This is a genomic window from Gottfriedia acidiceleris (genome assembly GCF_023115465.1).
Lineage (GTDB): Bacteria > Bacillota > Bacilli > Bacillales > Bacillaceae_G > Gottfriedia > Gottfriedia acidiceleris_B.
Genome location: NZ_CP096034.1, coordinates 1217456 through 1242623, shown reverse-complemented (window position 1 = coordinate 1242623; position 25168 = coordinate 1217456). Strand labels below are relative to the sequence as shown.

Here is a 25168-nt window from a genome sequence, read left to right as displayed (position 1 = left end):
TTCTAAAAGAAAAAGAAGAAGTCAAAGTCAAGGCTTCCCTGACTTTGACTTCCCTCAATGTTGTAGATATATATTTTCTAGATTATTTTTCGTCCTTAACTTCAGTAAACTCAGCGTCTACTACATCGTCTTGTTTCGCTCCGCCTTCAGCTCCACCTGCAGCTTGTTGTGCAGCAGCAGCTTGCTCATAAAGCTTCATAGATAAAGCTTGAACGATTTCAGATAGAGCATCTTTCTTCGTACGGATGTCATCTAAGTTACCAGCTTCTAAAGCAGCTTTTAATGCATCTTTAGCTTCGTTAGCTTTTGTAACCTCTGCTTCTTCAACTTTTCCTTCAAGATCTTTTAAAGTTTTCTCTACTTGGAATACTAATTGATCAGCTTCGTTTTTAAGATCTACTTCTTCTTTACGTTTTGCATCAGCATCAGCATTTAATTCTGCTTCTTTTACCATGCGTTCTACTTCTTCATCACTTAAACCTGAAGAAGATTGAATTACGATGTTTTGTTCTTTTTGAGTACCTAGGTCTTTCGCACGTACTGTTACGATACCATTTTTGTCGATATCAAAAGATACTTCAATTTGAGGAACTCCACGTGGTGCTGGTGGGATATCCGATAATTGGAAGCGACCTAATGTTTTATTGTCATTAGCCATTGGACGCTCACCTTGTAGTACGTGAATGTCTACAGCAGGTTGATTGTCAGCAGCTGTTGAGAAAACTTGAGATTTACTTGTTGGGATCGTTGTATTACGTTCGATTAACTTTGTAAATACTCCACCCATTGTTTCGATACCTAATGATAATGGAGTTACGTCTAGTAATACTACGTCTTTTACATCACCAGTTAATACTCCACCTTGAATTGCAGCACCTAATGCTACTACTTCATCAGGGTTTACACCTTTATGTGGTTCTTTTCCTGTTTCTTTTTTGATTGCTTCTTGAACAGCAGGAATACGAGTTGATCCACCTACTAAAATTACTTTATCAATTTGACTAGCTGTTAAGCCAGAATCCTTCAATGCTTGACGAGTTGGGCCTAAAGTTCTTTCAACTAAGTTATGAGAAAGCTCTTCGAATTTTGCACGAGTTAAATTTAATTCTAAGTGTAATGGACCAGCTGCACCCATGCTAATGAATGGTAATGAAATTTGAGTTGAAGTAATACCTGATAAATCTTTTTTCGCTTTTTCAGCAGCATCTTTTAAACGTTGTAATGCCATTTTATCTTGGCTTAAATCAACACCGTTTTCTTTTTTGAATTCAGCCACTAAGTAATCAATGATCACTTGGTCGAAGTCATCTCCACCTAAACGGTTGTCACCAGCAGTAGCTTTAACTTCAAAAATTCCATCTCCTAATTCAAGGATTGAAACGTCGAATGTACCGCCACCTAAGTCGTAAACTAAAATTGTTTGGTCTTCATCCATTTTATCTAAACCGTATGCTAATGCTGCTGCTGTTGGCTCATTGATGATACGTTCTACTTCTAAACCTGCAATTTTACCAGCATCTTTAGTTGCTTGACGCTCAGCATCATTGAAGTATGCAGGTACTGTAATAACTGCTTTTGTTACTGCTTCACCTAAATAAGCTTCAGCCGATGCTTTTAAGTTTTGAAGAATGATTGCAGAAATCTCTTGTGGAGAATAATCTTTACCTTCAATGTTTTCTTTATGTGTAGTACCCATATGACGTTTAATTGACATGATTGTGTTAGGATTTGTAATTGCTTGACGCTTTGCTACTTCCCCAACTTGACGCTCACCATTTTTGAACGCAACAACTGACGGAGTTGTACGTCCACCCTCTGGGTTCGGAATTACTTTTGGCTCTCCGCCTTCTAATACTGCGACACAAGAGTTAGTTGTACCTAAGTCAATACCAATAATTTTACTCATTGCATGTTCCTCCTAAAATTTACATAAGTAGTTATATTTTAGTTTTTTATAAATTTTATATTTATGTTAGCGATTTAAATAGACGCTTAACATTACTCGTTTACTTTTACCATTGATGGACGAATTACTCTGTCCTTTAGCTTATAGCCTTTTTGGAATTCTTGTAAAACTTCATTAGATGGTTTAGAATCATCACTTTCTTGCATTACAGCTTGATGGACATTCGGATCGAATTGTTCACCAAGTGCTGGGATTTCTTCTACACCTTCTTTTTTTACAGCTTCAACAAGTAAACGGTAAACCATTTCCATACCTTGTTTGAAAGAAGCAGTTTGTTCGTCTGTAGCTTCAACTTGTAGTGCACGTTCGAAATTATCTAGTACTGGTAATAAATCAGTTACTAAACTTTGTGCACGATAAGTCATTAAAGATTGTTGGTCTAAAAGTGCACGACGTTTATAATTTTCGAAATCAGCATGTAGACGTAAGTACTTATTTTCCTTCTCATCCACTTCAGCACGAAGTTTTTGAAGCTCTTCTTCAGAAGAATTCACATTGTCAGTTTTCTCTTCTGTATTCTCTTCTGTAAAGATTGAAGGTTCTTCAACAGTAGTTTCTTCATTCACTACTTCTTCATTTAAAAGTTCTTCCTGACGTTCTGTCATGTCACCTTCACCTCCTATTTTTTTATATGTAATCCATTGTTTCTATTCACAATGGATTTATTCAACATCCTTAGATGAAAATAATAAATTCAATTGCCCTGTTATTAAATGCATTAATGAGATTACTCGGGAGTATTCCATTCGAGTTGGTCCTAATACTGCGATTGTACCAATTTGATCTTCACCTAGTGAATAGGTTGCGCTAATGATACTTACATTTTCTAATCCAGACTTTTCATTTTCCTTACCAATTTTGACACTTAAACCCACCTGTTCAAAAGGAATAATACTTTTTAGTTCATCTTGCTTTTCAATCATGTTTAACAATACTTTCATTGTCTCAACATTATGAAATTCTGGTTGAGCTAAAATATTCGTTTTTCCACTTAAAATCAGCTTTTGTTCAATCGGTACGTCAATAGTGCCACCAATCATCTTAATAACACTTTCATAATTCGAAATATGCGTACGTAAAATCATTGCAATTTCTTTATAAAGCTTGTCATTTATTTGATGAATTGGAACATTTACTAGTCGCTCATTTAAAATATTTACCATTTTCTCAATATCACTCATAGACACACCAGGTGGTATGGTAACTGTTCGATTTTTAACAATACCTGTGTCTGTCACAATAATTGATACTGCTGTATTAGGTCCTATTGGAATAAGCTGAATATTTTTAAGCTTATTTTCAGTAACTTTTGGTCCTAGAGCAATTGTTGTGTAATTTGTTAAATCAGATAGTATATCAGCTGAATTTTTCACAAGCTTTTCTATTTCAAAAATTCGCTCGGCAAAAATACCTTTTATCGAACGAACATCATCTTCATTAACAATTTGTGGTGATAACAGATGGTCTACATAAAAACGATACCCTTTTTCAGAAGGGATTCGACCTGCAGAGCTATGAGGCTTTTCAATAAAACCAAGTTCCTCTAAATCAGCCATCTCATTTCGTATCGTTGCTGAACTAAATGAAATACCTTCCTTTTTAGATAAACTCCTTGAACCAACAGGTTGTGCCATGCGAATAAAGTCATCGATAATAATTTGGAGTATCAATAACTGTCTTTCAGTCAACATGTTTATCACCTCTATTAGCACTCTAAACTAGTGAGTGCTAAATATATTATTAACTTAACAAATCCTTTATACGATGTCAAGAAGTTAAGGGCAGGAATAAAGAAGTGCTGGATTAATGGATTAGGAACTATTAAATACATCAGATCTAACTATTGTCCCTAATTTAATCCCCTTCTCCTGTTGTTCACATTTACTGCTTTTAAAGTAAAAATGCTTGAAATACTTCGTTGCCTAGTAACTTCCCTTTATGGGTTAATCGAAGAAATATTCCATCCATCTCGACTAATCCATCTTTTATTAGTTTTTCAATTACGTTCGGAAATACTTCATTAAAGTTTGAACCAAATTTTTCTTGGAACTTTCTTTCCGAAACTCCCTGCATTTTACGTAGTCCTAAAAACATTTCTTCTTCCATTTTTTCTTGCTTCGTTACCGTATGTTCATGAACAATAGGGACACCAGTATCATCTATCAACTGAAAATATTTCTTTAATGGTCCTGCGTTTGAATATCGAATTCCATTAATATAGCCATGTGCTCCAGCACCAAATCCAAAATACTCTTCATTATTCCAATAAACAAGATTATGCTTACTTTCTAAACCATTTTTTTCAAAATTGCTAATTTCATATTGATGAAATCCCTTTTCCTCTAAATAGTTCATTAAAAAGTCATACATAGCCGCTTCATCTTCTTCTGGGGCTGGTTTAAGCTTGCCCCTATTCATTTCTATGTAAAAAACCGTTTTTGGTTCAATAATTAATGAATATGCTGAGATATGCTGAATCGGTAACTTCATTGCTTTGTCTAAAGAATCAACGAATTGTTCCATTGTTTGACCAGGTAATGCATACATTAAATCAAGATTAATATTATCAATTCCAACTTCTTTGGCGGTTTGAATTGCTTCTTCTATTTCATTTGGTGAATGTGTTCTTCCAATCTTTTTTAGTAAACCTTCATCAAATGTTTGGGCGCCAAAACTAATTCGATTCACTCCACCATCTTTTAAAATCTGTAGCTTCTCTTTTGAAATTTCATTTGGATTACTTTCAAAAGTCATTTCAATTTCTTTTTTCCCATTAATAATATGTTTATTAATTATTTCGATTAAGCGTTCAGTTTGAGGTAATGTTAATGCAGTTGGCGTACCGCCACCAACAAAAACTGTTTTCAAATCTGAAATCGGATTTCTTTTTAAACTTTCAACAATCTCTTTCTCAAGATAGTCTAAATATTGATCTACCGGCTGACGGTCCATCATAAATTTATTAAAATCGCAGTAGTAACAAATCTGCTGACAAAATGGTATATGAATATAAACGGAAGATGCCATACCTTCTCCTCTTTTCTATGTGAAAAGCCCCTGATTCAATACCATCTAAGGTGCAGATTCAGGGACTTTTGTTGATTTTAACTTTATGATTGTATATTTTCTTAAGAAATTTGTCTATTTAATCGCTTTACTATTCTTATTTATCATTATTATTATTTTTTTGATTTTTATTCATTTCTTAAATTATAAAGTAATAAAGCTTAATATCCTCAGAAGATCATAAATTACCATTTAAATAAGTTGAAAATTTTGTATTTAATATTTTTTTGCAATTCTTGTGATAACTTCACACAAATTACATATTTTACTAAAAATTCCATGTATTCACTTATTATTCATATTTTTAAAACAATTATCAATGGAATTATATTATTCTATAAATGAGCGCTCGATTAAATTTTAACTAAAAAAATCAGAAAGGAAAATTTGGTCGTGCAAAAAATATTTAATGTCGTAAACATCAAAGCAAAGTTATTAATTATTCTGATCTCTACTATTATGAGCTTTTCTGTTTGTATACCAAAAAGCAACGCTGTTATAGCTCTTGAAGGTAATGGTACCCATAGTTCCATAAGCGGTGCAACACTTTGGGCAAATCCTGTTACTGCAAAAAAAATAGGTTATACAATAAAAACAACAAAAAAAATTACTCGGACAGAACTTTTACAAATTAGTAATTATATTGATAATCAAGAATCTGGAAGATCCATTCAATTAGCCATCGCTACATCAATTGTAGTGCTTCCATTAAAACCCTTAATTGGCGTTGGTGCAGGACTTGGGGTCGGTCTTTTAACGACTTATAAAAATACTCAAGGCAAAATTGTATCGTCTACCTTAAAAAATTCTACTAAAAGCTTTTACAACGTAACGTTAATTTATCAGTATAGACAAGTAGGACCAAGTGACGGGTATTACTTCATAAGTAAAATTACAATTATCTAAACCAAAAGAAATAGCCCTTTAAGGGCTATTTTTAAATTTATATTCTGTTGCAATCACACCTAATAATGAAACAAAAAATAAAGTAGTAAATGTAGTATATTTAGGTAAGTCCAATATATAAATTAATGATAAAAATATAATAGCAAGCAACAATATTCCAATATAATTTGTCAATCTTTTTTTCCTTTTAACATCTACATTCAAGAACAATCAACTCCTATTAATTAGCTTATCCATTTGTATATTATCATTATTTTCTTATTTGTTATTAATTAAATGTTACAAAATTCAAAACAATTAAGTTGGGATAGATTATATGACTCCAAAAACGATGTTAAAAATGCCACCGCAATTAAATTACGGTGGCATCTTTGGATAATCATCAATTCTATAATTGATGATTTCTTTTAATTATTAGTCATCCATACGTAAAACAGCCATGAATGCCTCTTGTGGAACTTCTACAGATCCAACAGCTTTCATTCGCTTTTTACCTTCTTTTTGCTTATCTAATAGCTTACGTTTACGAGAGATATCCCCACCGTAACATTTTGCTAATACGTTTTTACCCATTGACTTAATTGTTGAACGAGCAACGATTTTTTGTCCGATCGCCGCTTGAACTGGTACTTCGAACTGTTGTCTTGGAATAAGTTCTTTTAATTTTTCAACGATAACTTTTCCACGATCATAAGCAGCGTCTCTATGAACGATAAATGATAGAGCATCTACTTGTTCACCGTTTAATAAAATATCCATTTTCACAAGTTTAGAAACTTTGTAGCCAATTAGTTCATAGTCAAATGATGCATAACCTTTTGTACTTGATTTTAATTGGTCAAAGAAATCATAAACAATTTCAGATAATGGAATTTCGTAAGTTAACGTAACGCGGTTTGCATCTAAATATTGCATATCGATAAAGTTTCCGCGTTTCTTTTGGCAAAGCTCCATGATTGCTCCAACAAATTCATTTGGAACCATGATTTTTGCTTTAACGTAAGGCTCTTCCACTCGATCAATTGATTGAGGGTCTGGCATATGAGCAGGGTTATCAACGATAATCATATCGCCTTTAGTTGTGTAAACATTATAGATAACACTTGGTGCTGTTGTTATTAAATCAATTTTGAATTCACGTTCAATACGCTCTTGAATGATTTCCATGTGTAATAATCCTAAAAATCCACAACGGAAACCAAACCCTAAAGCTTGCGAAGTTTCTGCTTCAAATTGTAAAGCCGCATCATTTAATTGAAGCTTTTCAAGTGCATCACGTAAATCATTATATTTAGAAGTATCAATTGGATATAATCCACAGAATACCATAGGATTTAATTTACGATAACCTGGAAGTGGCTCAGTTGCAGGATTCTCAGCAAGGGTAATTGTATCCCCAACACGAGTATCTCCAACATTTTTAATAGAAGCAGTTAAGAAACCTACGTCACCTACAGTTAATTCATTTCGTTGCGTAGTACGAGGAGTAAATACTCCAGCTTCAACTACTTCGAATTCTTTTCCTGTAGCCATCATTTTAATTTTTTGACCTACTTTTACAGTACCTTCCACGATACGAATATATGCTACAACACCACGATATGGATCGAATAATGAATCAAAAATAAGTGCTTTTAAAGGTGCATCTGGATCACCTGTTGGAGCTGGTACTTTTTCAACGATTTGTTCTAAAATTTCTTCTATTCCGATTCCTGCTTTAGCAGATGCTAATACCGCTTCTGATGCATCTAATCCAATTACATCTTCAACTTCTTGTCTTACACGTTCAGGCTCTGCACTCGGTAAGTCAATCTTATTAATAACTGGTAAGATTTCTAAATCATTGTCTAAAGCTAAATATACGTTCGCCAATGTTTGTGCTTCGATACCTTGTGCAGCATCAACGACAAGAATTGCGCCTTCACAAGCTGCTAAACTACGTGAAACTTCATAAGTGAAGTCGACATGTCCAGGCGTATCAATTAAATGAAGAATATATTCTTCTCCATTTTTAGCTTTATATTGTAACTGCACAGCATTTAATTTAATGGTAATTCCACGTTCACGCTCTAAATCCATTGAGTCTAATAGCTGAGACTTCATCTCACGCTGAGTTAATGCATTTGTTTTCTCAAGAATTCTATCTGCTAAAGTAGATTTTCCATGGTCAATGTGTGCGATGATTGAAAAGTTTCTAATTCTCTTTTGTCTTTCTGATCTTGACTCTTTATTCATTTCATCACTCCTAAATTTCTCGACAGCATAGATAGTTTTGATTATATCAAAAAAATAGGTAAATATTCAATCTCTATTAGCAGTATATGTCGAATGAAGTTTAGAAGGTCTAATTAATGCTATCAATAATAGAAGGAATTTTTTCAACAATCTTAACCCCTTTTTCAGTTACATACGTAACAAAATGGGATAGTCCTTTACCAACAACTGTAAAATAATTAAATGCCCCTAATCTTTCTAAATGATCTTCTCTAATTGCTAATCCTTCTTTTGTGTAATCTTTTCCAAAAAGTACTGGACCAGCTTTCCCATCTTCTTTTGAGATTTTTACTACATCTTCTACATGATAGTAATCAGTCGAAGTAACTTTACTTATTCCGTCTTTCGCAACTTGCATACACGTAATGATTGTTATCGAAAAAATAATGATTAGCGTAAAATACCGAACCATATATTTCATTTGTTTCTCCTCACTTACGAAATATTAATGAGTATATGAGCCAATATTGTCTTGATTAATTTTAGAATGCAGAGCAGCGTTCATACCGCCAGCAATAATATTTGCCATATCTTCAATAAATGTATCCACTTCTTTTGGCGTAACCATTAAGTTATGACCTAGTGGAGATAGTACCTCGTGAATTAATTTCCGTTTTTCATTCTCTTCAAGTGTTCCTACGATCCCCATAAATGCCATTCGTTCCTTTTCACTAGGCATATCTTCGTCGGTATACTTTTTCTTTTCTCCAAATGCCATTCCTGAAGGGATTAGCGCTTTAGCAGGCTTGTCTCCCTCTTTTATTTCTCGTCCAAAATGTTTTAAAATGAAGTCAATTGTATCACTTGTAATAGCAACAGCATCAACAACAGTTGGAACACCTATAGCAATTACTGGAATACCTAGTGTTTCCTTACTTAATTCCTTCCTTTTATTCCCTATTCCAGAACCTGGGTGAATCCCATTATCTGTAATTTGGATTGTTGTATTAACTCGCTCAATGGACCTAGCTGCAAGTGCATCAATTGCAATGACAAAATCTGGTTTTACTTTATCTATGACACCTGAAATAATATCGCTTGTTTCAATACCAGTTATCCCCATTACACCAGGGGATAAAGCACAAACTGGACGGTAACCATCTTGTACACTCTCAGGCTGTAATTCAAAAAGATGCTTCGTAACAACTAAATTTTCAACAACCATTGGACCAAGTGCATCAGGCGTCACATTCCAATTTCCTAATCCGACTACTAAACAAGTTTGATCTTCTGTAATCCCTAAATTTTTTAGGAATGCCGAAAACTCGTTTGCAAAAACTTTTTCAACCTTTTCTTGAAGTTCAGTATCTTGTTCACGAATACCTTGAACTTGAAGTGTTAAGTAATTTCCTGGCTTTTTACCGATTCTTTCAGATGCCGATTCTTTAATATGAACATGTGAAATACTTACACCATCTGCTTCACGTTCTTTAACGATTACGCCGGTAATTTCTTCCTTTGTTTGTTCACGCTCCTCGAGCATCTCTTTTGCCTCTACTGCTAAATCTGTTCGAACACTATATTGACTTAAATCTAACTCACTCATTTATCTAGCCTCCACAATACTCATCGAAATTTAACAATTCTCTTCTTAACTAGTTTAGCTAGATGTTACCATTTCTAAACGAGTTGTTTATTTTTCTTTTGAAAAGGCGAAAATAGCTTTATGAATTCTATTGCCAAATGGGACTTGTTTTGATAAAATAAGTTTTGTTCTATTTGTATTCGAGGCAAATTTCTCGACTGCATTCGGGAGGTGAAAGGTATGCCAAATATTAAATCAGCTATTAAACGTGTAAAAACAGCTGAAGCTCATCGTGCTCACAACGCATCTCTAAAATCAGAAATGCGTACTGCAGTGAAAACTGTTGAAGCTTTAGTTACTAATAACGAAACTGAAAAAGCGCAAGAAGCTTTATTAACTGCTTCTAAAAAATTAGATAAAGCTGTTAACAGCAATCTAATCCACAAAAACGCTGCTTCACGTCAAAAGTCTCGTTTAGCTAAAAAAGTTAACGCTATGAACGCGTAATGAATTAAATGGTGTCTCAGTTGAGACACCATTTTTTCGTGCAATTAAGTTTTTCAATAGCGGTTTTTATGCATAATTGTAATCGAACCAAAATGTTAGTTTAAAAAGATGAGAACGCTTATCGAATAAGTTTATCACATTCTCCAATAATAAACTCCATATATTCACTGAAAATCATAGCCTCTTTATAACACAAAAATGGCAGTCCAACTTAATACTATTGGACTGCCATTTGAAATTTTTAAAATAATACTCATTTAAGACTGAATTTCTTACTATTATTTATTTAATTGTAGAATCAACATTTCAAGGATCATTACCTTATCTCCTTGACCAGTCTTCATTTTGTAATCAACTTCAGCAATTAATCGTATTGCTTCTTTCAATTCACTTGCTTGAAAGTTATTCGCTTGCTTTTGTCCATAAAACACTCTTCCTGGTGATACACCAACAGAAGAGGCAATTTGATTATTTGAATATCCACTACTTGATAATTGTTTTATTCCGTACAATAACCTAAACTGACTAGCTAACAATGCAACTATTTTTATCGGTTCTTCACCTATAAATAATAATTCATGAAGAATTTTAAGTGCCTCAGTGGTCTGTCTTACTGCTGTTTTTTCAATAAGAGAAAAAACGTTTTGTTCAATGGTTTTTGCTACCATCATTTCTACTAGGTCTGCATCAACTTCGCCTTCATTCCCAATAAACAATTGTAGCTTCTCACATTCAAGTTTTAAGATTGATAAATTATTTCCAACGAGTAATTTTAATTTATCAATTGCTTCTTTAGTAATCGTTACATTCCCAGTGAACCGCTCATTAATCCAACCGTCTAAATTACTCGTTTCAACAGGATGACATTCAACTAGCTCTACTAGTTTTTTTATCGCTTTTGTTACTTTTTTCCGCTCGTCCAATTTTTCAAAAGGAGCAACAAAAACAACTGTAGTAAAAGGCGCAGGATTTTCAATATAATCAAAAAGTGGTTCTATGTCTTGTACAATTTTTTCTTTTTGGGCTGTTAAAAACAAACATGATTTTATGATGATGACTTTGTTTCCACCGAAAAAGGACGGTGTTTGAGCATCCTCAAGAGCCTCACTTAAATAAGACTCTTTTAAATCATATGTTTGATAGTTAAAATCATCAATATCTCCTTGTAAAGCTGCTTTCACGATTAAGTTTTCTGCTTCTTGAAGTAAAAAATCTTCAGTACCTACCAATAAATACATTGGCGACACATTCTTTTTCAATTTTTTATGTAAATCATTAATCATGTTTTGCTCCTCTACACTAATTTTCTTAGTATAGTATAACATGTCCTACATGAGAAGGAAGAGATTAGTAAATACTAATCTCTAATTTATATTAACGTTTTAAATAAAGACCCGGTTTCTTCATTTAAAACGGTATAACTAAAACAAACATACTATGGATTTTTTAGTTATATTGATTTATACTAAAATTGAATTAGGAGGGGTTATTTGTGAATACTTTTGAAAAAAATGTTCAAAGCAAACGTAATGATTCAACAGATTCTGGCGTTGGCTTTGCTGTTTCATTTGGTTTCTTCGCTACTCTATTTATCATCGCAACAATTGTGGAGTATGTTACGCGATAATACATAGAATCAAATGACTGGACTGCCTCGGCAGTCTTTTTAATTTCCTTCTTGGTTTCTGTTATTTGTTTTACGATATGCTTTAAATGTAAATATGGTACCTTGTCCTTTTTTAAATTCATAAGTTATTGCACCAAGTTCATCAGTACGTAAGATTTTAACATTGTACTTTTTTAATCGATCAAGTACTTCTTTTGTTGGATGACCATATCGATTATTTCCTCCAACTGAAATAATGCCAATTTTAGGCATAACTGCTTTAATAAATTTTTCGGAAGTAGATGTTTTGCTCCCATGATGCCCTATTTTCAATATATCTGACTTTAAATCAGGATATTTAGAGATCAGTCGATTTTCTCCATTTTCATCTAAATCACCAGAAAACAACCAATTCTTTCCGCCTATATGTGCCTTTAATACAATTGACCCTTGGTTTTCCTCACCAACATAGTCTTTAATTGGCGAAATCACTTGAAAATAATTTGCACCTATTTTCCAACTCATACCTTCGCTTATTTTTTTAATCTCGATTCCCTTTTTTATGGCTATATTAATTCTTTGTTTTTCTGCTGAAGAAAATTCCGTCTTGTCACCTACGATTAATTGTTTTACATTAAATGATTGTAGTACCTCCTTTCCACCCCCAATATGATCCATGTCACCATGTGTAAATATTAATTTATCTATTTTACTAATTCCTTCTCCTTTTAATATTGGAATCAATAAATCATTCCCAGTTGAAAATGGTTTTTTACGCTTCATCCATGTTTCTTCTTTTCCAGTTAACTTACCCCCAGTATCAATTACATAATTCCCCTTATTAAATGGCAGTTTTATCAGTATACAGTCACCTTGACCTACATCTATAAACATAATCTTGCCAACAGGATTAATAGAGGGATATAATAAATGCCCTAAAATAAGAATAAAAAATCCAATCAGGCAATTAATCAATAATTTCTTCTCTTTCTGACTTTCCATAAAGTATAAAATTAAAAATATTAACACTATATATATAAACAGAATTCCTTTTGAAGGATGTATAAATATCAACTTAATGAACGGTAATTGCATGAAAATACTCAATAATTTATCTGACATGTCAATAAAGAATGATAACATTAATGTTACCATTTGGCTGATTTCTAAATTAATAAAACTTAAACCAAAGCAAAAAATACATAGTGGCATTATAATAAAACTTATAAAAGGAATGAAAAGTAAGTTAATTATTATACTGTATGGTGATAATTCGTGAAAATTAAAAAGTAATATAGGGATTGATGCTAATTGAGTAATACTCGATGTATAAAGAGCCCTTGCATACCAAGATTTGTAATTTAAAATTTGTTCAGAAGATAAAACCAGTACAAAACTTGTTACAAATGAAAATTGAAATCCAATATCTTCAATATAATTTGGTTTTGCAAATAACATGATTATACAAGATGTGAATAATAGTGAAGTAATGTCAACTTTCATTTTTGCTAACTTGTAAAAGCAAACTAGTACTCCAATTATAACTGCTCTCACAACTGATGCTGAAGCACCTGCTAGAAATCCATACGACATAATACACAAAATCGTTATAAATAAGCTGGTTTCCTTCGTTACTCCAATTCTAATTAATAGAAAATAGATGCCAAGACTCAATAAACTAATATGAGAACCACTAATCGCAAGTAAATGCACAATTCCAACTATTTGATATTGAGATTCTGTAATTGCATTCATTTTTGAACGGTCCCCAAATAGTAGAGCATTAATATACCCTTCTGTATTGGAATTAAAATTTGATTCTACATATTTAGTTAAGGCATGTCGGCTATAATTTATTGATTGAATGATGGTTCGTTTTCCATTTTCACAATCCCCTAAACTATTTGGATTAGCAGTAATAATCCAGTGAATCCCTTGATTTAATAAGTATTTCTTATAATTAAACAAGTATGGGTTCGAGCTTTCTATAGGCGCTGTCACCTTACCATCCACTTTACATATTTCACCTATTTTTCTTTTTTGAAAAACATTTAATTGTTCCTTTGTATTAGCAAAACTATTAAGTAAGATCTCTTGATTATGGAGTTTAAATGTAAACGAAACCTTATTACCATCTATTATTGAAGTAGAAGTAATTTCACCACGAAGATTTTGCGAGGGCTTTGGTTTAGGGGAATTCATTTTATTGTTTTGTAGGTAACATATACTAGATGTAATTAATAGCGAAATAAAACAAACTAATAAAAGTAGCCATTTTTTCTTTCCGACTAAAAAAATCATTAAAATGAGTAATATTAATACAAAGAATAAATTAAAGCTTTTAAAAAAGACGATTGTTATTATTTGTACAAAAACAATATAAGCCAAATTAATACTCATAATAATTTAATTTAGCGAATGACAATATAAGGAGTCATTTTTTCAAGGGATTTTTTGCCAATTCCATTTACAGATTCTAATTGTTCTACTGAAGTAAATGGTCCGTTTTTATCAATATAATCTAAAATATTTTTTGCTTTTGCTGGACCAACACCCGGAATTTTTTCCAATTCTGACTGTGATGCATGGTTTATATCAATCGTCTCATCTTGTTTGGTTTCCTCTTTCCTATTAGTAATTATAGTTTGATCAGTTTCTTCTCCAAGAAATGGTACATAAATGACCATCTCGTCAAATATTTTTTCAGCTAAATTAACCTTATTAACATCAGCTTTTTCTTTAAATCCTCCCGCCAATCTAATCACGTCAAAAACACGTTCTCCTTCGTTACATTGGATTACACCTGGTTTTTGTATTGCTCCTTTTACATCAACCATAAATACTTTCGAATTCACTGGTTTACTAACCTCTTTTTTCTGATCATTGTTCTTCTTTACTATTTCTTCTTCAAGTGATTGCTTCGCAAAAACTACTTCATTTTTACGCTCAGTTTGATAAAAATTTACGACTAAAATACCGACAATTACGAGACAAATCCAAACTAGTTTATTATGAATTAACTTTTTCATTATTAGTCCTCCATTTTAACTTATATCATTATTTTCGACCTTGCTTCATATAGTGTAGGAGAGAATGTATGCAAAGGAAGGGATGTACTCATGAACGTAGGAATCATAGGTACAGGAAATATGGGCACTATTTTGCTCAATGGATTTATTAAATCAAATGCCGTGAAGCCCTCCGAATTAACTGTTACAAACCGTTCAATGTATAAAGCTTATGAGCTAAAAAATATATATCCTGATTTAAATGTTGTTGAGACAGCCAAAGAAGTAATTACGGCTTCAGAAATTGTATTAGTATGTGTAAAACCTTTAGAAATCCAGCCACTATTATCATCTTTACAAAAACATTTCACTAAAAAACATTGCGTTATATCCATCACTAGTCCGATTAATGTTGAACAATTAGAGGCGATCTTACCATGTCAAGTTGCACGCGTTATTCCAAGTATTACGAATCAAGCTTTGAGTGGGGTAACGTTAGTTAATTTTGGGAATAGGTGTACGGCCAAAATTAAGGAACAAATAATCGAGCTTTTTTCGAACATATCTAAGCCAGTCATGATTTCAGAAGATATCACAAGAGTTTCATCGGATATCGCAAGCTGTGGACCAGCATTTTTTAGTTACTTGCTTCAAAAATTTATCGATGCGGCTGTTTGTCAAACTTCAATTTCAAAAGAGCAAGCAACGATCTTAGCAGAAGAAATGATTATTGGTTTTGGAAAACTAATTGAGCAAAAACATTTTACGCTTGAAACACTTCAAGAAAAGGTATGTGTAAAAGGTGGAATAACTGGAGAAGGTATTAAAGTATTAGAAGCACGGGTAGGAGATTTATTCGAAGAAATTTTTGAAAAAACACATGATAAATTTGATAAGGAAATTGAGCGAGTAAAGGAACAATTTTGATTAACGTGAACCGCTCCCACCACCCCAACCTTATATAACTACTTATCAAAGAACCAATGTCTTTCTAACGAAAAAAGACAATTCATCTCCCACCTACCGTTTTTGGACTAAAGTCCTTCACACGCTTTGAGGAAGGAGATTTCTTGCCTGATTAACTTAAAAATGATTATACTGCTTTACTCCATCCGTAACAAACATATAAATTTCAATTTTGTACGTCTAACAAAGTAAAAAACCCTTTAAGAAAAGGAATTTTCTTAAAGGGTTTTTTTATTTTTTCATTGCTATAAAAAAGATTCGTTCAGAAGTATCATCTACAGCTTCATCGAAATCTGCTATAACTTCTTTCACTTCAAATCCAGTTTGATTTAGCAATGATTTATAAGTATCTATTGGAAATGTTCTTTGATTGTGATACTCTTCGAAGCGTTCATATAAATCACGATTTTCTTCTTTCATAAAGAAAACTAAATCATGTTCAACACTTAATGGATGTTCCCCTTGCGTACAAGACCAGACTAAGCTTAACTCTGAATCATCAATAAAAAATGTCTCTTCACCAAAGATTTCTTCAATTTTATAAGTAGAATGTACATCAAATAAAAATAAACCATTATCTTTTAAGCTTTCATTTACTCTTATAAAAGTTTGTTTTACTTGCTCTTCTGTTTCTAAATAATTAAGTGAATCACAGAAAATGGTTACACAATCTAATTGATCAAACCCTTCTAATTCCACCATATTTTGTTGAAAAAAAGGAATATTAACTTTTTCAATTTCTGCTTTAGCCATTGCAACACTTAACATTTCCTCAGATAAATCAACCCCGCTAATTGAATAATTCAATTTTGCCAATGAGATGGGCAATGTACCTGTTCCACAACCTATATCTAGAATTAAAGGCTGAAGCATTTCATATTTTTGAAATACATCTTCTAGGAATTGAACCCATCTTTCATATGGGACATCATTCATTAATTGATCATACAAATACGCGAAGCGATTGTATGTCATGAAAGAAGATCTCCGTAAACATCAAGAGAAGGTGCATCTCCCCAAAGTTTTTCTAAGTTGTAATAGTTTCTTTCGTCACGATGGAAAATATGAACGACAACGTCACCGATGTCTACTAATACCCAACGAGCTTCGTCAAATCCTTCTAAGCGTTTAACATCTTTACCATTTTGTTGAGCTTGATCTTTCACTTCTCTTGCAATAGCCTGAACTTGCTTATCTGAATTACCATGACAAATAATGAAATAATCTGCAATTGCAGAGATTCCTTTCATATCTAATACGACTAAATCCTCAGCTTTTTTATCGTCAGCAGCATTTACAGCTAGCGTCATTAATTCTTTTTCATTCATTCTTATATTCCCCCTGGCTTTTAACTTTGTTTAATATTGAGTTATATGTTTTAACCGTTAATGGGTAGACTGTTTGCTCTCTATCAATCAAAAATGTAATTGTATTTTTTAATGCAAATAATAAAGCTCGATCTAAATCTTGATCCGCTAATTCACGAGCTTTCTCTACACCAGGAAAACTACGATTAGGTTCAATATAATCTGCTACATATATTACTTTATCTAATAAATTCATCTCTTTATGACCACTTGTATGATATGTGATTGCTTGTAATATTTCTTGATCATCAATTCCATATTCATGTTCAGTAAGATATGCACCAACAGGAGCATGCCATAATTCTTTATTGTACTTTAAAAGCTTTAATGAAAGTTTATTTTCTTCCATAATTGATTTTAAGTCTTTAATCGGCATGCATTTTGCGACATCATGGAAAATTGCAGCTAGCTCTGCTTTTTTTACATCCGCACCGTACTTTTCGGCTAGTCTAACTGCAGTTTCCATCACACCAATAGTATGTGTAAAACGCCCGTTTGTTAGTTTTTCTTTTACAAGTGAAAGTGCTTTTTGTTTATCCATTAATCCGCTTCTCCTCTAATTAACGGTATTTTACATATTAAGGTAGTACGATTGTTTTATTTTCTTCAGACTCTTTATATAAAACAATTGTATGTCCAATTACTTGTACTAGTTCAGCGTTTGTACCTTCAACTAGTTGATCCGCTACATCATAACGATCATCATCGCAATTTTGAAGAATACTTACTTTTAAAAGTTCTCTTACTTCAAGCGCTTCTGAAATTTGTTTAACCATATTTTCATTAACTCCACCTTTACCTACTTGAAAAATAGGGTTTAAGTGATGAGCTTTCGAACGTAAAAATCTTTTTTGTTTACCTGTTAACATTTTGTTCCTCCAAGTTTTCTTTCTAATAATGAGTAAGCATCTATCGTATTTGGAAAAATTCCCGTCCACTCTTGAAATGCTAATGCTCCTTGATAAATAAACATCGGTAATCCGTTTTGTATAGTCGCATTTCTTTCTTCAGCTTCTTTTAAGAATACTGTTTTAAATGGGCTATATATTAGGTCAGATACAATTGCATCTGGTGATAAATTAGTTAGTGCTAACGGCGTGCTATTTTCATTTGGCTTCATTCCAACAGAAGTTGTTTGAATGATAAGAGAAAAGTGACCTAAATGTTCTTCAGCATCTGAAATAGACATAATCTTAACTTCATGCATCAGCTTACCATCTAGTAGATCTCCTGCTTTTTCTAACGTTCGGTTGGTGACTGTAATATGCTTGACACCTAAGTGCAGTAAACTATAAAGGATTGCTCTAGCAGCACCGCCTGCACCGATAATTAAAATTTTTTCATCTTCAATCGGATTTTTCAAAACATAGGATAAACCTCTACAATACCCCATACCATCAGTATTTTTACCATATAGTTTTCCCTTTTTATTGATAACTGTATTAACAGCTCCAATTGCTTTAGCCAATGGATCTATTTCATCTAAATACTTCATAATTTCTACTTTTAGTGGTGCTGTAACATTAAATCCTTTTACAGTTGAACGAAATTCTGTCATAACTGATTCTAATTCTGTTATCCCAACTTCTTTTGCAGAATAGTGACCCGAAATATGATTAGAGCCAAACCATTCATTATGCATAGTTGGTGACATTGAATGACCAATCGGTTGACCGATTACATAATATTGGTCTTTCATTTCTCTTAGCCCCCAAATTATTCTTATATAATAGAATTACGAAGAGTTACAGCTACACCTTTTGGTACATATGCAACAATTTTAGCACCTGGTTCATTCACTGTGATCCATCCTAACCCCGAATAAACTATATCAGTTTTAGCATCTTTTATCATAAATTCATGTTTCACTAATTTAGGAAGCTCATTAATTTGTTCACCATATGGTGGGACTAATAATTCCCCAGCATGTCTTTCATATAATTCATCAGCATTTTCTTGCTTAGTACGATGAATTGATAATTCGTTTGAGAAGTGACAAGTAAAAGAGCGTCTTCCACCCTCTAAATAATCAAAACGAGCTAATCCACCAAAGAATAATGTTTGTCCTTCATTTAATTGATAAACCATAGGCTTAATTTCTTTTTTCGGTGTGATAATTTTTAAACCTTTTTTATCAACGTAATGAGCCATTTGATGATGATTAATAATCCCTGGTGTATCAATTAGATCACTCTGATCATCAAGTGGGATTTGAATCATATCAAGTGTTGTACCTGGAAAATGCGATGTTGTAATGATATTACTATTTTCTTCGCTATAACGTTTAATCATCGTATTGATAAATGTTGATTTCCCAACATTTGTACAACCTACTACGTATACATCCTTACCTGCACGATGCTTCTCAATACTTTCAGCTAATTCATCTATACCAGTGCCTTTTACTGCACTAATTAAATGAACGCCTTCAGGTTTAAGTCCCCAACGTTTTGCAGTTCCGCTCATCCATTGCGTAAGCTTATTTTTCTTAACTGACTTCGGAATTAAATCTGCCTTATTTCCAACTAATAATATTTTGTTGTTTCCAACGAATCGATTAATTCCATTTAACCAGCTACCAGAAAAATCAAAAACATCAACTACTTTAATAACAAGACAATCCTTAGAACCTATTCCATTTAAGATACGAATAAAGTCAGAATCAGTCAACTCTACATCTTGAATCTCATTATAGTTTTTTAAACGGAAACATCGTTGGCAAATAATCTCTTCTTTTTCTAATGAAGATGGAGGTGCATATCCAAGCTTGTTCTTATTCTCTGTTTGAATTTCAACTCCACAACCAATACATCTAACTTCTGTGTTACTCACTTTTTATCCTCCCATTGTAGCAATCCTTGCTTCCTTAAGGATGAAAGGATTCTACGTTCTACCATTCGATTAAATCTTGTCCAAATTCCATCTGTACTAGCAACCGGAACAACTAAAATAGTATGAATGCCTTGACGATTGCCACCAAATACGTCTGTAAGTAATTGATCTCCAATCATCACGACTTCATTTGGTTTTAAATTCATTTGTTTATATGCTTTTTTATATGATGTAGCCAGTGGCTTACGCGCACGATGAATGAATGGAATTCCTAAAGGATCACAAAACTTTCCAACACGTTCAGCATTGTTATTCGATACAACTGTAATTTTAATCCCTGCATCATCCATGCTTTTGAACCATTTGGTTAGCTCTGGAGTAGCTAATGGACGGTCCCATTCTACTAACGTGTTATCTAAATCAGTAATGATTCCTTTTATTCCTAAGCCTTTTAAATGCTCAGGCGTAATTGCATAAACATTATTAACAGTTTCACTCGGTAAAAATTTATTAAACATTATTACACCTCAATATATTCTTAAAATCGTTCGACAAATAACTACAATCATTCTAACTGTGGATAAATCTTATACACATTATCCTAAGTCCAAGAACCTACCTTTTCAGAATATATAAACAATTTACCCACAACTTATCCACCTATTACTGTGGATAAACGAACGATTGTTCTATTTTTAAAAATTTGATACATTAAGTTTACGAAGAAATTCAAAAAACTTTTCTCACTCGGAGGTGAATGCCCAACCGGGCAAATAATATGTACAAATTAAATGATGAGTTGTTACTTGAGTCATACAAAAAAGCTCTAGGTCTACAGCTTGATCCTGCCTTCATTTATTTAATTGAAAAAGAAATTAAACGAAGAGGTCTAGATTACTATATAAAAAAAACATCTTAAACATTTTTATTATTTTCAATATATGCAAATAATACAAGTGAAATTAAAATACAAGCACTCTTTACAATAACAGAAAAAGAACCATCTTTCTATACGATGGCCCTCAATTCGTGAAAAAAAGTGCATACTTAGTGTAATTTACCAAGATTTTGTCCAACTCTGATCGCTTGGCCAGATTGAAGTTGCAGATTTGGTGAAAAACTATTAGCTTCAAAAAGTAAAACAACTGTAGAACCGAAAGAAAAATACCCTACTTCTTCACCTTTTTTCAAACGCTTTTCTTTTTTCGTTACTACGATTGTGTTAACAAACATAGCACCAACTTTAATCATTGCAACATGTTTATTGTTTTCAGAGCATAATACTTCTGAAATAACTCGAAAATTTTTTGAAAGTGGATCTTTACCATACGTTAATCCTGCTTTATTCACGGGATAAGATTTAGCACCTAACTCGAATTGTGATACAATTTCGCCTTCGATCGGGCTATGTATACGATGGTAATGGCTAGGACTTAAATACAATACCATATAATAACCCTCATCATATTTATCTGCCATTTCCTTTGAACCTAACATCTCAATAATGCTATATGTCTTTCCTTTAACGACAAATTTAATATCCATTTCAATTTTCCCACAAGACTCTAACACACCATCTACCGGACAAGCTAATTCACTTTCACCAGCATGAATCGGTCTAGCATTTTGCTTTAATTCTCTAGTAAACAAAGCGTGTAAAGTAGGAAAAACAGTCTCTTTACTTTCTTCCATATTTAAATTAAACGCTTTAATATATGGATTAATAAAAACCCTACTAAATTTAGAGGTAGCAAGCCTACGCAAAAGGCCCGAAGTAAAACGATTATTCGTCAATTCTATAAACAAACGATAAAAACTCTGTTTCATCAATATACTCCTAACTAAAATTATATATATAAATTTATAACATATTATTCCAAAACTAACAAAACCCTAAATGTCTTACTGTCGCTGCTATAAATTGTTTATTCTTCTAATATAATTTGCACTAACTACTTCTTTAAAACTTGTCTAATAATCCTGTCATTACTACCCTTTACTATTCCCTTTACTTAGAACACTTAAAATCCCTGTATTTTACTTGTCACTAACTGTTCACCAAGATTTCACACTGAGTTCACATTAAACTGGTACAATTACTGATGTAATATACATTAGGAGGTTGCCTATGTTGAAAGATCAAAGCTTAGGTGAATGGACTAACACACTTTTAATATATAAATTTGCGTTAGATGAAATCAATACTAAAATTAGAATTTTAAATGAAGAATTTACTTTAACTCATAGTCATAATCCAATAGAACACGTAAAATCGCGCTTAAAAAAACCTGACAGTATAATAGAAAAGCTTGAGCGAAAAGGTTTAGAACTAACACAATATAATTTGGAAAATTATATAAATGATATAGCTGGAGTTCGTATTAGTTGTTCATTTATTAGTGATATTTATATGATCTATGAACTATTAAAACAACAGGACGATATCCATATAATAGAATTAAAAGATTATATAAAAAAACCAAAACCAAATGGCTATAAAAGCTTTCACATGATTATTGAAATTCCAATTTTCCTTGCTTCAGAAACGAAAAGAGTAAAAGTGGAAATCCAAATTAGAACAGTTGCGATGGACTTCTGGGCAAGCCTCGAACACAAGATTTTTTATAAATACAATAAAAAGGTACCAAAAGCAATTATCGAAAGTCTGAACGAAGCTTCCGCAACTGTAAATTCATTAGACTATAAAATGGAAATGATTAGAGATCAAGTAGAACAGTTGAACTGAATGCAGCAAAAACTAAGGCTAGACTCTCTTTTCTTTCCTAGTATTCCTATAATTAAATTAGTACAAAAACAAGGTATATTGACATACCTTGTTTTTCAGAGTGTTGAAATATAAAATCGTCAATAGGGAAAACGGAATTTAAGCGAACATTAGATAATGATAAAATTAGCATTTTTTGAATAATCTTTTTAATGGTTTTAAATGTTAATATGTTTGAGCAATTTCATTATTTCAATAGAATTGAATTTTTTAGTTGTTAAAAATATTATGAGCTTTTTTAGATAATATCTACAATCTGATTAAGATACAACAGTTAGATTACTCTAAGGAAAGGCTATTTGATTAGGGTTTATCGCAGACATTTCTTGATGAATAAGTTGATTGGAATGGAGGGATGCTCGACTCCTATGGGATAAGCGGGAAGGCTGAGACCCCGCAGGCTTGCCGAGGAGGCTAGAGAATCTCGCCCCATGGAAAGCGAGCATCCTGTAATGGAAATCAACATCACTCTACTCCTTTCACGAAAATTTGATAATTAATTGACAAGGTAGTTTTTCAACAGCATGAAAAACAAGGTATATTGACATACCTTGTTTTTTAATTATGTTTTGGTACATTCTCAACTCATATAATGCACTCAATCTTTCATATATTAAATAACCTAGGTTTTAAAATAATTAGACTCATATATTCTATTTCTAGTTCTTTCAGCTTTAAATTTAAGATAAAATAGGATATGTTAGTATAAATATAAATTAGAAAGTTTATGAACATAGATCAAAAAATTGGAGGAGCCGATTTGGATAATGAATTAAACTATAAAACAATCATTCCAGAAAATATTCCGAATGAACGTAAGTCCGCCTTAAAAACACTTGGCTACTATTTTTTAATATTTATTGTTGGCTTGAACTTACTAATCTTGATTGCTTCAATATGGGGTATGATTTTTGTTAGTGTTGCGGATATAAACCTTACAGAAAAAAAATTTGATAATATTGTAAATACCGTATCAATTTATTCGGATTCTATTTTTGGTGTCCTCAGCTTATTATGGCTCTATTATTATACGAAGAAAAAAGGACTTCTAACTTTAAGACGAATAAATATAAATGTGATTGATGTTGTGATCGTTTTAGGAGCATACGTTGTTCTTATGGCTTCTTCACATCTTCTTGATGTTATTTTTCAACATTTCAATTATTCAATTGCTACGCCAGATAACCAAAAAGCAGTAGAAGGCTTATTGCGGACTAATCCAGTCCTTATGATTATATCTGCGGTTATTCTTGCACCAATTAAAGAAGAATGGATTACACGTAAGTTAATTATTGGATCGATTTTTAAAAACTCGCCGATTATTGGTTTAATTGTAAGTTCATTTGGGTTTGGTTTATTGCATATGCTTGCTGGTTTTTCAATCTATGCATTACTATCTTATTCTTTAGCTGGTTTGATTTTTGGTATTATCTATATCAAAACAAAAAAAATCGAAGTTACGATTTTTGCCCATTTTTTAAATAACTTAGTTTCAATTATTGCTTTTTTTATTGTAAACTAACAAATAAAACGCTCCTAGGGGCGTTTTTATATTGTATTTATGAGGTGTATTATGAATTATATATTTATACTAATCGGAGGATTTTTTGGCGCAATTCTTCGTTACATGATAAGTCTATCAATCCATCCACTTTCAAATGGATTTCCAATTCAAACATTTTTAATTAATATCATTGGATGCTTCTTTTTAGGTTTCTTTTTACCGATGGCTAAAGTTAAATTAAAACCTGAATATACTTTACTAATCGGAACTGGATTTACTGGAGCATTCACTACATTCTCTACTTTTTCACTTGAAAATGTAATTCTGATAGATGAGAAAAAATTGCTAGTAAGTTTAGTCTATATCATCTCAAGTATAGTGATCGGAATAAGTTTGGCGTATCTTGGTTTTAAAGCGGCTGAGAAATTCAATAAAGTAAAAGGAGATACCTCATCATGATTGTTATTGTTGGAATAGGTGGGGGAATCGGAGCAATTTTTCGCTATGCCCTTGGAAACTATGTTAATAAAAATCTTAAAACTAATTTTCCTTTTGGAACTTTCGTTATAAACATACTGGGATCGTTTATTTTAGGTATAATAAACCATTTATATCTTGATAAATCCATTTCTACTACAATGTGGCTGTTTATTGGGGTAGGAATTTTAGGTGGATTTACAACTTTTTCTACTTTCAGTTACGAATCGATTCAATTATTGCTTGCAAAAAAGTATAAAACTGCTTTATCTTATATCATTTTATCTACTATTATTAGTATTTGTAGTGCATATGTCGGTTTTCATATCATTAGATGAAACATAAAATTAAATCTAAAACAAAAACCTCTGTTCCCAGA

General features: G+C 32.3%; 27 protein-coding genes. 9 read left to right on the top strand and 18 right to left on the bottom strand.

Translation table 11 applies throughout. The features are described 5' to 3' along the window. Window positions 1-82 precede the first annotated feature (82 nt). The 4 genes from dnaK to hemW all read right to left on the bottom strand — a co-directional run bounded on the left by dnaK (window position 83) and on the right by hemW (window position 4993). Window positions 83-1906, bottom strand: a complete 1824-nt coding sequence (dnaK, locus tag MY490_RS05875) for a molecular chaperone DnaK (protein ID WP_248268384.1) — start codon at window positions 1904-1906, stop codon at window positions 83-85. A 92-nt stretch (window positions 1907-1998) separates the two neighbouring features. Then, window positions 1999-2571, bottom strand: coding sequence for a nucleotide exchange factor GrpE (gene grpE, locus MY490_RS05870; RefSeq protein WP_248268383.1), 573 nt, complete (start codon window positions 2569-2571; stop codon window positions 1999-2001). A gap of 57 nt (window positions 2572-2628) precedes the next feature. Then, window positions 2629-3657 (bottom strand): heat-inducible transcriptional repressor HrcA, encoded by a 1029-nt coding sequence (gene hrcA / locus MY490_RS05865; RefSeq protein WP_248268382.1) that lies wholly within the window; start codon window positions 3655-3657, stop codon window positions 2629-2631. Between the two features lie 199 nt (window positions 3658-3856). Continuing rightward, entirely contained in the window at window positions 3857-4993 is a 1137-nt protein-coding gene (gene hemW / locus MY490_RS05860) for a radical SAM family heme chaperone HemW (protein WP_248268381.1), read from the bottom strand. A 432-nt stretch (window positions 4994-5425) separates the two neighbouring features. Between hemW and MY490_RS05855 the strand changes: the two genes are divergently transcribed. Next, the gene (locus MY490_RS05855) at window positions 5426-5938 is read left to right on the top strand and encodes a hypothetical protein (protein ID WP_248268380.1); all 513 of its coding nucleotides are present in this window, start codon (window positions 5426-5428) and stop codon (window positions 5936-5938) included. 414 nt (window positions 5939-6352) lie between these two features. Here MY490_RS05855 and lepA read toward each other — a convergent pair whose 3' ends face one another. The 3 genes from lepA to gpr form a co-directional block, all read right to left on the bottom strand. Next, entirely contained in the window at window positions 6353-8173 is a 1821-nt protein-coding gene (gene lepA / locus MY490_RS05850; RefSeq protein ID WP_248268379.1) for a translation elongation factor 4, read from the bottom strand. Window positions 8174-8282: 109 nt separating this feature from the next. Beyond that, window positions 8283-8633 (bottom strand): DUF3679 domain-containing protein, encoded by a 351-nt coding sequence (locus MY490_RS05845; protein WP_248268378.1) that lies wholly within the window; start codon window positions 8631-8633, stop codon window positions 8283-8285. A gap of 24 nt (window positions 8634-8657) precedes the next feature. Continuing rightward, entirely contained in the window at window positions 8658-9758 is a 1101-nt protein-coding gene (gene gpr, locus MY490_RS05840; RefSeq protein ID WP_129688143.1) for a GPR endopeptidase, read from the bottom strand. A 219-nt stretch (window positions 9759-9977) separates the two neighbouring features. On the opposite strand from gpr, the gene rpsT reads away from it, so the two are divergent. Next, window positions 9978-10244 (top strand): 30S ribosomal protein S20, encoded by a 267-nt coding sequence (rpsT, locus tag MY490_RS05835; RefSeq protein ID WP_056472820.1) that lies wholly within the window; start codon window positions 9978-9980, stop codon window positions 10242-10244. Between the two features lie 278 nt (window positions 10245-10522). Here the strand turns inward: rpsT and holA are convergent, their stop codons facing one another. After that, window positions 10523-11527: a DNA polymerase III subunit delta gene (gene holA / locus MY490_RS05830; protein WP_248268377.1), complete on the bottom strand. Its 1005-nt coding sequence runs from the start codon at window positions 11525-11527 to the stop codon at window positions 10523-10525. Window positions 11528-11736: 209 nt separating this feature from the next. Here holA and MY490_RS05825 point away from each other — a divergent pair, with 209 nt between their 5' ends. Further along, window positions 11737-11871, top strand: a complete 135-nt coding sequence (locus MY490_RS05825) for a YqzM family protein (RefSeq protein WP_069035101.1) — start codon at window positions 11737-11739, stop codon at window positions 11869-11871. A 39-nt stretch (window positions 11872-11910) separates the two neighbouring features. Here MY490_RS05825 and MY490_RS05820 read toward each other — a convergent pair whose 3' ends face one another. Together MY490_RS05820 and MY490_RS05815 are read right to left on the bottom strand one after the other, a co-directional pair. Next, window positions 11911-14238: a DNA internalization-related competence protein ComEC/Rec2 gene (locus MY490_RS05820; RefSeq protein ID WP_248268376.1), complete on the bottom strand. Its 2328-nt coding sequence runs from the start codon at window positions 14236-14238 to the stop codon at window positions 11911-11913. Between the two features lie 23 nt (window positions 14239-14261). Then, on the bottom strand, window positions 14262-14879 hold the full coding sequence (locus MY490_RS05815; protein ID WP_248268375.1) for a helix-hairpin-helix domain-containing protein: 618 nt from the start codon (window positions 14877-14879) through the stop codon (window positions 14262-14264). 90 nt (window positions 14880-14969) lie between these two features. Here MY490_RS05815 and comER point away from each other — a divergent pair, with 90 nt between their 5' ends. After that, window positions 14970-15785 carry a late competence protein ComER gene (gene comER / locus MY490_RS05810; RefSeq protein WP_248268374.1) on the top strand — a complete coding sequence of 272 codons (816 nt, stop codon included), beginning with the start codon at window positions 14970-14972 and terminating at the stop codon, window positions 15783-15785. A gap of 270 nt (window positions 15786-16055) precedes the next feature. Here comER and MY490_RS05805 read toward each other — a convergent pair whose 3' ends face one another. From MY490_RS05805 to MY490_RS05775, 7 genes are read right to left on the bottom strand one after another with little or no spacing between them, the layout of a single operon-like run. After that, window positions 16056-16799 (bottom strand): class I SAM-dependent DNA methyltransferase, encoded by a 744-nt coding sequence (locus MY490_RS05805; protein ID WP_248268373.1) that lies wholly within the window; start codon window positions 16797-16799, stop codon window positions 16056-16058. After that, complete coding sequence (rsfS, locus tag MY490_RS05800) at window positions 16796-17152, bottom strand: ribosome silencing factor (protein WP_248268372.1); 357 nt, start codon at window positions 17150-17152, stop codon at window positions 16796-16798. The genes MY490_RS05805 and rsfS overlap by 4 nt, the downstream gene beginning before the upstream one ends. After that, the gene (gene yqeK, locus MY490_RS05795; protein WP_248268371.1) at window positions 17145-17732 is read right to left on the bottom strand and encodes a bis(5'-nucleosyl)-tetraphosphatase (symmetrical) YqeK; all 588 of its coding nucleotides are present in this window, start codon (window positions 17730-17732) and stop codon (window positions 17145-17147) included. Before yqeK ends, rsfS begins: the two co-directional genes overlap by 8 nt. 37 nt (window positions 17733-17769) lie before the next feature. Continuing rightward, window positions 17770-18060 carry a ribosome assembly RNA-binding protein YhbY gene (yhbY, locus tag MY490_RS05790; protein ID WP_098846366.1) on the bottom strand — a complete coding sequence of 97 codons (291 nt, stop codon included), beginning with the start codon at window positions 18058-18060 and terminating at the stop codon, window positions 17770-17772. Next, on the bottom strand, window positions 18054-18890 hold the full coding sequence (aroE, locus tag MY490_RS05785; protein WP_248268370.1) for a shikimate dehydrogenase: 837 nt from the start codon (window positions 18888-18890) through the stop codon (window positions 18054-18056). The genes yhbY and aroE overlap by 7 nt, the downstream gene beginning before the upstream one ends. Window positions 18891-18913: 23 nt before the next feature. Next, the gene (gene yqeH, locus MY490_RS05780; protein ID WP_248268369.1) at window positions 18914-20023 is read right to left on the bottom strand and encodes a ribosome biogenesis GTPase YqeH; all 1110 of its coding nucleotides are present in this window, start codon (window positions 20021-20023) and stop codon (window positions 18914-18916) included. Beyond that, window positions 20020-20541 carry a YqeG family HAD IIIA-type phosphatase gene (locus MY490_RS05775; RefSeq protein WP_069035111.1) on the bottom strand — a complete coding sequence of 174 codons (522 nt, stop codon included), beginning with the start codon at window positions 20539-20541 and terminating at the stop codon, window positions 20020-20022. Before MY490_RS05775 ends, yqeH begins: the two co-directional genes overlap by 4 nt. Before the next feature lie 260 nt (window positions 20542-20801). Here MY490_RS05775 and MY490_RS05770 point away from each other — a divergent pair, with 260 nt between their 5' ends. Continuing rightward, a complete protein-coding gene (locus tag MY490_RS05770) occupies window positions 20802-20942 on the top strand; it encodes a sporulation histidine kinase inhibitor Sda (protein WP_069035227.1) in 141 nt (46 codons plus the stop codon). A gap of 128 nt (window positions 20943-21070) precedes the next feature. Here MY490_RS05770 and MY490_RS05765 read toward each other — a convergent pair whose 3' ends face one another. Next, complete coding sequence (locus MY490_RS05765) at window positions 21071-21850, bottom strand: phosphatidylserine decarboxylase (RefSeq protein ID WP_248268368.1); 780 nt, start codon at window positions 21848-21850, stop codon at window positions 21071-21073. A gap of 301 nt (window positions 21851-22151) precedes the next feature. On the opposite strand from MY490_RS05765, the gene MY490_RS05760 reads away from it, so the two are divergent. The 4 genes from MY490_RS05760 (at window position 22152) to crcB (MY490_RS05745) (ending at window position 25127) form a co-directional block, all read left to right on the top strand. Then, window positions 22152-22769, top strand: coding sequence for a GTP pyrophosphokinase (locus MY490_RS05760; RefSeq protein ID WP_248268367.1), 618 nt, complete (start codon window positions 22152-22154; stop codon window positions 22767-22769). A 799-nt stretch (window positions 22770-23568) separates the two neighbouring features. Continuing rightward, the gene (locus MY490_RS05755) at window positions 23569-24330 is read left to right on the top strand and encodes a CPBP family intramembrane glutamic endopeptidase (protein WP_248268366.1); all 762 of its coding nucleotides are present in this window, start codon (window positions 23569-23571) and stop codon (window positions 24328-24330) included. A 51-nt stretch (window positions 24331-24381) separates the two neighbouring features. After that, complete coding sequence (gene crcB, locus MY490_RS05750) at window positions 24382-24771, top strand: fluoride efflux transporter CrcB (protein ID WP_248268365.1); 390 nt, start codon at window positions 24382-24384, stop codon at window positions 24769-24771. Continuing rightward, the gene (gene crcB, locus MY490_RS05745; protein WP_248268364.1) at window positions 24768-25127 is read left to right on the top strand and encodes a fluoride efflux transporter CrcB; all 360 of its coding nucleotides are present in this window, start codon (window positions 24768-24770) and stop codon (window positions 25125-25127) included. The genes crcB (MY490_RS05750) and crcB (MY490_RS05745) overlap by 4 nt, the downstream gene beginning before the upstream one ends. Window positions 25128-25168 lie beyond the last annotated feature (41 nt).